Origin of the sequence: Paenarthrobacter sp. TE4293 (genome assembly GCF_050435325.1) — a bacterium.
In the GTDB taxonomy this organism is placed as follows: domain Bacteria; phylum Actinomycetota; class Actinomycetes; order Actinomycetales; family Micrococcaceae; genus Arthrobacter; species Arthrobacter nitroguajacolicus_C.
This window is the reverse complement of record NZ_JBNJRY010000003.1, coordinates 184025-196647: the sequence shown is the minus strand read 5'-3', so window position 1 is coordinate 196647 and position 12623 is coordinate 184025. Positions and strand designations below refer to the sequence as shown.

Here is a 12623-nt window from a genome sequence, read left to right as displayed (position 1 = left end):
AATGGATGTTTCGAGAGGCGGATTGAGGGACCTCCGTTGGCAGCGATCCCTCCAGACGGCGGACCGCATTGGGGCCGCACGGCGCTGTCATTTCTGCCGCCTGGTCCGGTCGCCGTAACAGGTTCATCACGGCTCCATAGTGCCGTTCAGAAATCGACGGCGGACTCCACTAACCTTAGGGATGTAACCACACACGATCGCGTTCGGTGGTGTGAGGTCTCCCGCAGCAACCCATAGGACACGGAGTTCACTTTCGCATGACCCTTTCAGATGCTCACGAGGGCAACTTTGCCCAGGGGTCACTGCGTACGACCGCGAGCCATACGATCGGCGTCCCGCACCTGGTCGAACTCCTGCGCGTCGTTCCAGCGGACGCTCCCCATCAGCGCTACCGGGAGGCAGTCGTCGACGAGAACGTGCTGGGACGCCCCACGCATACCGGCCGCCAGCGTTCGTTCCGCCATCTGCGGGAGGTCTATTTTCTGGACCCGGCGCGGCCCGAGTTCGCCGCGATGCGTCGCTTGTGGGACGTCGACCCAGAAGCTAGGCCACTACTGGCAGGAATCCTCGCATTCACGCGCGATGGCATCCTGCGCGCTTCATTTCCAGCGATCCAACAAGCTCCTGTCGGCTCGATTGTCACCTCCGGCGATTTAGCGGCCGCAGTCAGTGTCGTCTACGGGGCGGATCTCTCCGCGGAGACCCTGAGCAAGACAGGGCGAAACACCGGCGCATGCTGGACGCAGACCGGTCATTTGTCCGGTAGGACGAACAAAGTACGACAGACGGTGGAGCCGTTCCCGGCAGCCGTCTCGTTCGCGGCGTTCCTGGGTCACCTTTCAGGTAACCGTGGCGCGAGCGTTCTCGACACGCCTTGGGCGGCGTTACTTGACCTTCCACTTGGAACCGGGTTGGACGCTCTGCGGACAGCTCACAAACAGGGCCTGATCGACCTCCTTGTCGCTGGCAACGTGGTCGACGTCAGCTTTCCCCTCTTGGATGGGGCTCGCGGATGAGTCGCGTCTCTGATCTGCTTGATGCGTATGTTTCCGAATTGGCCGTCCCGTGGCGGGCTGGACTTTCCGGAGGCGAACGTGTCTGGATGCTCGTCTACCCGCCTGACATGGAGCGTTCCATGCGTTCGGCCCTTCCTCGATTCGAACTGGCAACTGGCGAATCCGGCCACGGCTGGCACCAAATCGATGTCACTGACAGCTTCGGTCGCTGGCTCGCCGGACACCGCTACTCCGGTGCGTTCTTCGAGGATCCGAACGATCTCACACCTGCCATCATCGACCAGTTCGAGTCCAGTCTCGTCTCCGATGTTCGCGAGCGGCTCAAGGCAGCCTCAACAGACGACGTGGCCATTCTTGTGGGGATCGGCTCGATTTTCCCGTTCCTCCGCGCATCCAGCGTCATCAAAGCGATCGACGATGCCGTCAGCGGGCGACTCCTCGTACTCTTTCCGGGTCTCCACGACCCAGAGACACATTCCTTTCGCTTGCTGGATGCTCGCGACGGATTCAACTATCGCGCCCGAGTCATCGACCCCCAGAAGGCCATCACATGACCATCAACAACGAGCTCTTCACCCGCCGCCCGCTCGATTTCGAGATCCCGAACGACGGAGTCACCAATGTGGACAGGCCCGACGACTCGAATCAGTGGAAGGTCCTCGAGTACGAGCTCACAAGCTTCGTTTGTCAAGGCGAGTACGAACACGGCCTGCAGCGCATCCTTGACTCCTACATCCGCCACCGGGGCAGCTCCACCCAGCCGGCTGTGTGGGTTTCCGGCTTCTACGGCAGCGGCAAGTCGCACCTCGTCCGGGTGCTCCAGCACCTGTGGGCCGACACCCCCTTCCCAAACGGCGCCTCAGCCCAAGGATTGGCTAATCTGCCGGAGAGCATCCGGAGTCAGCTCATCGAACTTTCCACCATCGGCAAGCGTGACGGGGCCAAACCTTGGTCAGCAGCTGGTGCGCTCGACCGCAGCGGCGACACACTGAACGCGGTCTTTTTATCAATCGTGCTCGGTGCCGCGGGCCTGCCGACCCGGGTCGCACCAGCACAGGTAGCTCTGTGGCTTGCTGGAAAAGGCGCCCTTGAGTCGGTTCGCTCACACGTCGAAACCGGTGGCGGCGACTTCATCGAGGAACTTAGCGAGTACAACCTGAGTACCCGACTTGCCGATGCCATCCTCGCTGTTGATCCCGAATTCGCTGCAACCGGAGCAGAGGTGCGTAAGGCCCTCCGCAGTCAATTTCTGCCCGATGCACGCTCACTGTCCACTGACGAGACGATCACACTGCTTCGGAAGGTCCTCGAGTATGTCGGCAGTGGCGTCATCCCGCCAACGCTGATTGTGCTTGATGAGGTGCAGCAGTACGTCAACGGCGATGGCGGTCGTGCGATGGAGGTGCAGAACCTCGTCGAGTCGGTATCTCGCGAGATCGATGGACGCGTACTCTTCGTCGCCACCGGTCAGCAAGAGCTCACCGCCGACGCGACGCTGCAGAAGATCCAGGATCGTTTCACGGTCAAGGTTGTTCTTAAGAACCAGGACGTTGATGCCGTCGTTCGGCGTGTGCTACTCAATAAAGAGCCAGCCAAGCGACACGAGCTCGAGAAGGCTCTGACCGACGCCGCAGGCCCAATTTCTCGACAGCTCGTCGGCAGCAAGATTCAACACACCGCAGAGGACAATCAGGATCTTTTGGAGGACTACCCGCTCCTTCCCAGCCGCCGACGTTTCTGGGAAAGCGTTCTTCGTCAAGCTGACGCCGGCAGGGCTGGTCAGCTCAGGTCCCAGCTTCGCATTGTGCATGACGCAAATCGCCTGGCTGCACCCCAGACGGTCGGGACGGTGGTCGGGGCGGATTACCTGTATTCAGCGAAGCATGAAGACCTCAACGGGGCTGGACTGCTCCTTAAGGAGACCCAGCGCTTAATTCAAGAGCAGGGACAGAAAGAGCACCTTCGCGGACGCATCCTCGGATTGATTCACCTCGTCAGTCTGCTTCCGACCTCCGGGCACGCTGACATCGGTGTCCGTGCCACGGCAGACCACCTCGTCGATCTCCTTGTTGAGGACCTGGCAAAGGATGGGGCACGGCTCCGTCAGGAGGTCCCCGCTGCACTTGATGCGCTGTCCGAGGAGGGAGTCCTCCAGCGCGACGGCAACGAATACCGACTCCAGACCGCAGCCGGCAGAACCTGGGATGAGGCGTTCCGCCGACACTCAGCCCAATTGACCGACAGCGAGATCAGCACGGAGCGTGACTCCATGTTGCGCTCGGAGGTGGAGAAGGCACTGCCCGTCTCGATTCCCCAAGGCAGGGCCAAAGTGGCCCGAAAGATCAGCCTACACGCTGACTCCTCCGAGCCATCTGTCAGTACCACTATTCCAGTATGGCTGCGATCCGAGTGGGACGACGGTACCACCCCGAAGCAGTTTGAGGACCTCGCCCGAGGCCTCGGCTCTGGCTCTCCGATCTTACTGGTTCATTTGCCCAGGGTTCAGGCCACAGCATTTGCCTCTGCCTTGCGTAGCCAGTTGGCTGCTCAGCGAACGCTCGACCAGCAGGGCTTCCCGCAGGACGACGAGGGCAAACAGGCTCGGCGTGCGATGGAGTCCCGTCACTCTCACGCCCGAGCGCAGTCCCGAGAACACGTCCGAGACATCCTCAGCAAGGCTGGTGTCTTGCTTGGAGGTGGGTCCGCCCCTGCGGGCATCGCCCTGCGCGACCGTTTTGAGAATGGCGCAATGTCTGCGGCAACCCGGCTGTTTAGCAAGTTCGACGTCGCCGACGACGCCCGCTGGCCGCACGTCCTCGACCGAATCAAGAAGGGTTCAGGCGCAGACGCACTCAAGGCAGTCGGTCACGACGCCGACCCGGAGCAGCATGCAGTCGTGAAGGAGGTCCTCGGCAGGATCGGGGGCGCTGGCACACCCGCCACTGCTGTAGAGAAGGAGCTCTTGTCCGAACCCTATGGCTGGCCGCGTGACGCCTTCATGGCAGCGCTCGGGGTACTGCTCGACAACGGCCTCATAAGGGCCACGATCAATGGCTCTGACGCGACCAGCAGCCAAGTCCTGTCCCAAACACGACTCGGCACGGTACACCTTAGGCGGGAGTCGACGGTCCTCAAAGCGGCGGAGAAGATTGCAGCGCGGAGTCTCCTAGGCAAGCTCGGGGTGCAGGCTAGCAACGAGACGCTGGTTTCGGCGGCCGAGCAAGCAGTCATGGACCTTGCACGGCGCGCCAGCATCCTCTCGGGACCTTCCCCCTTGCCTGACATCGCTCTTCCTGCTGGCTTTGAGGCAGTTCGGAGGACTACCGGGAACGACCGTGTACACGCGTTGCTCGCAGCGAAGGACGAACTGGTGGAATTCGCTGGGCGTTTGGACACCCTGGAACGGCGTCGCGCGCCCCGGCTCGAAGCTCTGGCTACTGCGCGAGCTCTCTCGGACGCCGCGGGAGACTTGGAGAGCGCAACCGAGGCGCGCGCACGACTTGGGGCCTTCGAGACCACGCGGGAGCTACTCGCAGACACCGACCAGATCAACCCGCTCGTTACCGAGCTCGCCGGCGCTGTGCGTGACGCTGTCCACCACGCAGCCGCGGACTTGGAACAGGCCCGACAGCTGGCGGTTGGCGGTTTAGTCTGTCAGCCGCTTTGGTCGGCACTCGAGGCGGGCAAACAGGAGCAACTACTAGCAGAGCACAGTCTTGCCCCCGAGGCGGCGCCACAGCTCAACGACGCTCAGGCTGTGCTGAAAGCAGTTCGGCAGCGACCGCTCCCCTCGTGGGACGCGGTCCTTGACGCGGTACCTGCCCGAGCAGCGAAGGCACTCGAGGCGGCAGTCCGACTGAGCGCTCCTACGGCTGGTGCCGTCACTCTTCCTACGGCTAGCCTTAGCAGCGCTGACGAGATTGATGACTACCTCGCGGACCTTCGCGTACGCCTCACTAAGGCTCTCGAAGACCACAACACAGTGGTGGTGAAGGGCTGATGGGCGACGTTCTCAATGCCGGTCAACGTCGTCACCTCGATGCGGCGGTGCAGCAAGCCCGATTGGCCGCCGAGAGGGCCGCCGAGGATGCACTGCACGAACTCGCGGTGGGTGAGCCAAGCCGACCGGCGTACCTGAGCGACGACGATAACGCTCTAAGGCTGGCCCTCCGCGAGAAGGCAAGACAACTTGGCGATGACACCGCGCGAACCGGCGCGAGTTTAACTAACCTAGTCCGCGAGGTAGCCTACGAGCAGTGGCATCGTCTCCTATTTGCACGCTTTCTGGAAGTAAACAACCTACTCCGTCACCCAGAGTTTCGCGACACGTCCGTCACGCTCGGAGACTGTGCAGAGCTCGCGGGAGACCTAGGCGAGCCTGACGGTTGGTCAGTCGCCGCTCGCTTTGCGTCGGAGATTCTTCCCGGTGTCTTCAGGTTGGATGATCCGGCAGTCCAAATTCGATTCGCTACCGAGCATCGGCTTGAATTGGAGCGGATTCTCCTCAGCGTTCCCGCGGACGCACTCGTCACTGAGGACTCTCTCGGGTGGGTTTACCAGTTCTGGCAGACGGCCGAAAAAAAGCGAGTCAATTCGTCAGGCGCCAAGATCACCGGCCCGGACCTGTCTCCAGTGACCCAGTTGTTCACGGAGAACTACATGGTCCGTTTCCTGCTGGAGAACTCCCTCGGAGCATGGTGGGCTGCCCGACATCCCCACTCTCCGCTAGTCGACACGTGGGAGTACCTCCGGCGCCTCGACGACGGCACACTCGCTGCTGGTGCCTTTGGCGAGTGGCCGCCCACGGCTGCGGAGATCACGGTCATGGACCCGTGTTGCGGTTCCGGACACTTCCTCGTGGCGATGTTCGGCATGCTCTGGCGGATGAGGGCTGAGGAAGAAGGTCTTTCGCCAGCAGACGCGCAGGACGCTGTGCTTCGAGAGAATCTTCACGGGCTTGAGCTCGATCCTCGGTGTACCCAGATTGCAGCGTTTAACATAGCGCTCGAAGCGTGGAAACAGGGTGGTTTCCGAGACCTGCCGGCACCCCAGATCGCGTGCTCCGGAGTTCCGGTGCGAGCGACAAGGGCTGAATGGGAAGCCTACGCCAAAGACGACGACGAGCTTCGCAAGGTTCTCGTACGCCTGCACACCCTCTTTCAACACGCCGACACGCTCGGATCGTTGATCGCGCCCCGCCCAACTGACGTCGGCGAGACGCTCTTCGGCCGTGATCTGAGCGTAGGAGCCAGTTGGGAGTCCGTGCGTGGCACGCTTGGCCAAATCCTTCGGCAGGAGAAGCAGGATCGCACGGTTCTTGGTCACGCGGCGGAAGACGTCGTCCACGCTGCAGCCCTGTTGGCGCGACAGTACACTCTGGTGGCGACCAATCCTCCATACCTCACGCGGGGGTCAATGGATTCGCGCCTCCAAGGCTACATCGACTCACACCACCCGAGGGCAAAGGCAGACCTCGCGACAGCGTTCATCGAAAGATGTGCTGCATTTCTCTACCCAGGGGGCAGCCTGGCGGTGGTGTCACCTCAGGCGTGGCTCCTTCTCACTTCTTATGGTGACCTCCGGGAGCATCTCCTAGGCCAAACTAGGTTCGAGGTCGTTGCTCGCCTCGGCGCCGGCGCGTTCCGACAGATTTCAGGCGAAGTGGTGAAAGTGGCACTGAGTGTCATCAGCACCTCTAAGCCACCGGCGGGCCACTCATTCCTTGGCTTGATGGCGAATGAAACTGCCGGGGCCGACGCGAAGGCAAAGGTATTGCGCAGCGACACGCTGCTCAGCGTGAGCCAAGCGGTGCAACTTCAAAATCCTGACAGCCGAATCACGTTAACGCACATCGAGCCGGGCACGCTGCTCCGTCGCTATGCGGACGGGCTTCAAGGAATAAAGACGGGCGACGACCCGCGCTTCCGTCGTTTTTTCTGGGAGGTCGTCGACTCCGAACAGAAGAAGTGGAGCCGTTTCCTGTCATCGGTGCCCGCCTCCGTTCCATATGGCGGCCGCAGCTACGTCGTCGCCTGGGACAAGGGGGTAGGTGAGATGGCTCAGAGCAGCGGATCCCGGATTGTTGGCAGGGGCGCGTGGGGCAAGACTGGAGTCTTGGTAAGTCTCATGAGCAGGACGCTCCCTGTGACTCTCTACACAGGCGAGCTTTTTGATACGAATGCATCACCGGTGGTGCCGCATGATCCAAAGGATCTCAAAGCTATCTGGCATTTCTTGTGCTCCCCTGAGTATTCGGAAGCCGTTCGAGAGATCGACGACAAGGTGAACGTAACCAATGCAACATTGGTAAAAATTGCCTATGACCGCGAACGGTGGCAGAAGGTCGCGGAGCAGGCAGGACCGCTTCCGACTCCCCATTCCAATGATCCGACCCAGTGGATCTTCAAGGGTGAAATCGTGTCTGCCACACAACCTCTGCAGGTCGCCGTCGCTAGGCTGCTGGGCTACCGTTGGCCCGAGCAGCAAGCAGACGACATCGACGACTTCGCTGACACCGATGGCATTGCCGCGCTTCAGTCGCTTCCCGGCGAACCTGATCTCGCTACCAGGTTGCGCGATCTGCTGTCAGCCGCATACGGCGATCGGTGGTCGAGTAGCCAAGAACGGACGCTCGTTACCGAAGCGGGCGGCCAGAACGGTCGGCTCGAGGATTGGCTGCGCGATGGCTTCTTCGCGCAGCACGTCAAAGTCTTCGACAACCGCCCCTTCCTATGGCACGTCTGGGACGGCCGCAAGGATGGCTTTTCGGCCATCGTTAATTACCACCGGCTCGACCACCGGACGCTTGAGAAACTCACATTCACTACATTGGGTGCGTGGATCGAGCGGCAGAGGCACGAGGCCGACGCCGGGCGGGCCGGCGCCGACGCCCGTCTTGCCGCCGCCGAGAACTTACAGGATCGTCTCAGGCTGATATTGGAAGGCTCGCCGCCATACGATGTGTACGTGCGCTGGAAGCATATCCACGAACAACCGGTCGGCTGGAATCCCGACCCTGACGACGGTGTGCGCCTCAACATACGCCCCTTCATTACGGCAGGCGTGCTGCGGTCCAAGGTCATAGTGAGCTGGAAGAAAGACCGGGGTACGAACCCTGACGGATCGGAGCGCATTAACGATCTTCATCCGACGCTGGAGGAGCGTCGTGGGACCGGTCAGTCGGCAGGAGTGGAACTGTGACCGTGGTGCGCGCCGTCGTTGCGCACGCCCTGCGCGATGCAGCAAAGTACAACGCGGATTCGAGTGTGGCCCCCACAGCCGTGTTCTGGCCCGATCCGGATCGTGCGTGGGAGCCGGTTATCGGCCTTCTTCAGGAGGCCGTACCGATCCTCGTGCTTGGCGACTACGACCCCGCGAAAGCTAAAGGACCCGCGATTTGGATACGCTCAGTCCTTGCAGCTCCAGAATCGGTGGAGCTCCCAGCTCATTTGGCAGATTACAGCGACAAAAACCCCTGGGTGGTCTATCTGCCGGGTCTTGGTCGAAGTTCGCTCTCGGACGCTACTAGTCCCGACCCTGCGGTGTCGCCACTCGTTGAAGTGGCACTCCGCTCGAACTGGTGGCCGTCCGCGCACGGGCAGACTCCGTGGAGCCCACATTCCTTCCTAGGTTCAAAGGGCGGCGGCGGCCTGGATCTTGCTGGTGACGCAAAGACGAGGTCGGCGCTCACAAGCGTGCTCGAACGTCTATTCGTCGAGGACATCGACGAGCTGCGCCGCGTGGGGCGCCTCGATGCCACACGATTGCACTCACTGGTCATGTCTGACACCGTCCGCACTTTGCTGGAGTGGTTGGACGATCCCGACGGCACTCGCAACGCACTTCAAGGAGCTCGGTGGAACGCCTTCATCGAAGTGTGTCGCACGACATACAACTTTGACCCAACCAAGAATGGTGTGATCACCGCGGCCGCACGCCTTGGGACTCGGGAAGGGGCTTGGAACGATGCGTGGGCTCGGTTTGCAGACAACCCTCGTCGCTACCCCAACATCCCCGCCACGCTCGATCAGGCCCGTCCTCAAGGTGATCTCTTCGGCAGCACCGATCCGTATCCAGACTCTTGGCCGTCGTGGAACCTTGAACAGGAGGATGGCCTCCGAAAGTCCCTTGCTGCTCTGGCGGACGGGAGCGGTCCCGATCAGATACAGGAGTCGGTGCGGGGGCTCGCCGCTGTCCACTTTGGCCGCGAAGAAAGCGTCTGGGGCGAACTCGGGCAAGCCCCGCTAGCGCGTGCGGCAGGCTTGTTGGCCGAGCTCGTAGAGCTGACTGCGGCGGGGGCGTCAGGGACCGACGTGCCCTCGCTGTTGTCTTGGTACGTGGCTGATGGATACAAGGTCGATGATTTGGCGCTCCGTGCCATCGCTAGCTCCCCGACCGCGGCAGACCGTGGAGCGGTACGCAAGGCGCTCCAGGTCACTTACGACCCCTGGCTGGAACAAGTTGCTCGCGCGTTTCAAGCTGCGGCGGCTTCCGGCTACAAAGGTGAAGTTGGTCTCGACGCCCAAGCAGGTACTTGCGTCGTCTTCGTTGATGCCCTTCGATTCGACCTCGCACAGCGGCTTGCGAAGCGGCTCTCTGCCCTTGACACCACCATCTCTTCGCGTCTTGCGGCGTTCCCAACCGTTACCCCGACGGGCCAGCCGGCCGTTGCGCCCGTGACAGCCTCATTCGGGGCAGGTGAAGCGTTCGATGCGGCAGATGCCCAGGGGCGTTCGATAAAGGGGCAAGTTTTCCGAGCCGCCCTGGCTGACGCTGGTGTCCAATACCTCGACTGGAAGTCTTCAGAGGCTGGAGATCCCGTTGGCATCGGTTGGACCCAGAGCAACACCATTGATGCACTTGGCCACGATCACGGACATGCGCTGTCCGACATGGTCGATCAGCAACTAGATCGTATTGCAGAGCGAACCAAGAACCTTCTCGCAGCTGGGTGGCGACGTGTCGTCGTCGTAACCGACCACGGATTCATCCTGCCAGCAGGTCCTGCGCTGAAGGTGACACTACCCCTCGCAGTGACGGAAGGGGACGCCGCCCGCAAACCCCGTGTCGCCCGACTGAAGGTCGGGGCAGCGCGGCCAAACTTCCCTATTATCCCGTGGACCTGGGATGCTTCAGTCGACATGATCAGCGCACCCGGGGCCGCAGCCTTCGAGGCTGGATCCTACTACGAACACGGCGGACTAAGCCCGCAGGAGTGCGTCATCCCGGTCATCGAAGTTTCCGCCCGAGAGGGTGCAACTGGGCCTGTACAGATCGAGGGAATTCGATGGACCGGGCAGCGCTGTCGAGTTGATTTCGAGCCGGCGGAGGCAGATGTCGTGGCCGAGGTTCGGCTTGCACCAGCCGATCCAGGCAGCACAGTTGGTGGCCCGAAGGAACCGTCTGAGCCGGGCGAGATCAAGGTGCTCGTCGACGAGGAACAGGCTGCTGATGGCACTGCAGCGTACGTTGTGCTGATCGGGCCGGAGGGGACTGTCATGGCGCAGAGGCAGACCACGGTGGGAGATTCCGAATGACCGAAGCAATCGTCCTCGACGTAATCGATGAACTGGCGGCTGCGGTTTTTGAGGGCTATGTGGTCCGCAAGGACCTTGCTCAGCAGTTCAAGGGTGCCTACCCGGTACCGACCTACGTGGGTGAGTTCCTCATCGGTCGCTATTGCGCCACCACGGATCCCGATGAGATTGAGGAAGGACTGCAGATCGTGCGCCGGCTGCTCGCGGACCGCACTGTTAGGGCCGGGGAGGAGGAGCTTTTCAAGTCTCGCGCGCGCGAACGGATGACGATAAAACTCATCGACATAGTCAAAGCACGGCTGGACGCGAAATCCAACGCGTACATGGCAGAGTTACCGAGTCTCGGTCTCAAGGACGTCCGCATCGACGACGCCGTAGTCCGTGACAATGAACGCATGCTCACTGGTGGGTTCTACGCCGAGGTGGACCTCTACTACGATGCTGTCATCGCCGATGAGAACAACGGCAAGCCTTTCGCTATCGGGGCACTTCGTCCGATACAACTCTCGACCCGTGATTCACTGACTCGCTTGGCTGAAGGCCGCTCACGCTTCACGACTGAGCAGTGGAAGCACCTCTTACTGCGGTCTGTGGGTTTCGAACCGGAGAAACTCACGGAGCGCGAGCAAGACGTTCTCCTGCTGCGAATGGTCCCGTTCGTCCAGCGCAACTACAACATGGTTGAGCTGGGACCGCGCGGTACCGGTAAGTCGCACCTGTTCCAGCAGGTCTCGCCATACGCCCATCTCATCAGCGGTGGCAAAGCGACTGTAGCCCGCATGTTCGTCAACAATGCGACTGGCCAACGCGGGCTGGTTGCTCAGTACGACGTCGTCTGCTTTGACGAAGTCTCGGGCGTCTCCTTTGACCAAAAGGACGGCGTCAACATCATGAAGGGCTACATGGAATCGGGTGAGTTCTCCCGCGGCCGGGAGTCTATCCGAGCCGATGGATCGATTGTTCTTGTCGGTAACTTCGACGTGGATGTTGCTCACCAGCAAAGGATCGGCCATCTACTATCCCCCCTTCCGCCGGAGATGCGGGATGACACGGCGTTCATGGACCGAATACATGCATATCTCCCGGGATGGGACGTCCCGAAACTCAACCCGTCCTACTTCACTCACCACTTCGGTCTAGTAAGCGACTTTCTCTCCGAGTGCTGGTCGCGCCTCCGCGACCAATCGCGGCTGGCATCGGTCCAAGGACGGATGAATTATTCTGATGCTCTCTCCGGTCGGGACCTGTCTGCGGTCAACAAGACAGTTGATGGTCTACTGAAGCTGGTCTATCCGGATGCCGAAGCGCAGATACCCGACGAAGACCTGGAATGGGCAGTCCGTATCGCGCTCGAATGTCGGCGTCGTGTCAAGGAACAGCAACGACGCATCGGTACGGCCGAGTTCCGCAACACCCAGTTCGGCTATCGGATCGGCGAAGGAGTTGAGCAGTTCGTGTCAACCCCGGAGCTCGCGAGCCCGGATTCAATCGGCCTGGATCCACTCCCTCCGGGTCAGGTATGGGCCATCGCCGAGGATGGTGGAGGCGTCGGGCCTGGCCTCTATCGCATCGAAGCGGCGGACACTCCAGGTGCCGGGGCATCCGGACTGCTCAACCAGGCAGCCCCGGCTCCGCTTCGAGAGAGTTTCAAAGTCGCGGAGCAGAACCTGCTAGCCCAAGCACGCACTTTGATCGGCGATCGCAATCCTCGCGAACACAATCTCACGGCACAAGTGCGGGCATTGGATGCGGCGAAGTCGGGGGCTGGCCTGGGCTTGCCGATCCTTCTCGCGCTCACCTCCTCCATGCTTCAGCGCTCCGTGCGTGGTGGGCTGATCGCGGTCGGTAATCTCTCCCTGGGCGGTGGCATCGAGACGGTGCTCAACGCGGCCGCCCTCGCCGAGCATGCAATGGAAAAGGGCGCGTCGGCGCTCCTGCTTCCTGTGTCTGCTCGCCGACAATTGCTTGACGTAAGCGACGAGGTGGCCACCAAGGTCTCGTTTCTGTTCTACAACGACGCCCAAGACGCCCTAATGAAGGCACTTGATGATTGATGCCCAGTTGGTACGCC

General features: G+C 61.4%; 6 protein-coding genes. All 6 read left to right on the top strand.

The genetic code is table 11. From position 1 onward, the window contains the following. Nucleotides 1-257 precede the first annotated feature (257 nt). Genes QF015_RS07230 through brxL form a run of 6 tightly spaced genes read left to right on the top strand, consistent with a single transcriptional unit; the run spans nucleotide 258 to nucleotide 12606 of the window. Nucleotides 258-1016, top strand: a complete 759-nt coding sequence (locus tag QF015_RS07230) for a hypothetical protein (RefSeq protein ID WP_429388019.1) — start codon at nucleotides 258-260, stop codon at nucleotides 1014-1016. Beyond that, complete coding sequence (locus tag QF015_RS07225; RefSeq protein ID WP_429388016.1) at nucleotides 1013-1570, top strand: BREX protein BrxB domain-containing protein; 558 nt, start codon at nucleotides 1013-1015, stop codon at nucleotides 1568-1570. Before QF015_RS07230 ends, QF015_RS07225 begins: the two co-directional genes overlap by 4 nt. Continuing rightward, entirely contained in the window at nucleotides 1567-5016 is a 3450-nt protein-coding gene (gene brxC / locus QF015_RS07220; RefSeq protein WP_429388014.1) for a BREX system P-loop protein BrxC, read from the top strand. The genes QF015_RS07225 and brxC overlap by 4 nt, the downstream gene beginning before the upstream one ends. Beyond that, nucleotides 5016-8216: an Eco57I restriction-modification methylase domain-containing protein gene (locus QF015_RS07215; RefSeq protein WP_429388011.1), complete on the top strand. Its 3201-nt coding sequence runs from the start codon at nucleotides 5016-5018 to the stop codon at nucleotides 8214-8216. Before brxC ends, QF015_RS07215 begins: the two co-directional genes overlap by 1 nt. Then, nucleotides 8213-10552, top strand: coding sequence for a BREX-1 system phosphatase PglZ type B (gene pglZ, locus QF015_RS07210; RefSeq protein WP_429388010.1), 2340 nt, complete (start codon nucleotides 8213-8215; stop codon nucleotides 10550-10552). The genes QF015_RS07215 and pglZ overlap by 4 nt, the downstream gene beginning before the upstream one ends. Next, nucleotides 10549-12606: a protease Lon-related BREX system protein BrxL gene (gene brxL, locus QF015_RS07205; protein WP_429388008.1), complete on the top strand. Its 2058-nt coding sequence runs from the start codon at nucleotides 10549-10551 to the stop codon at nucleotides 12604-12606. The genes pglZ and brxL overlap by 4 nt, the downstream gene beginning before the upstream one ends. Nucleotides 12607-12623 lie beyond the last annotated feature (17 nt).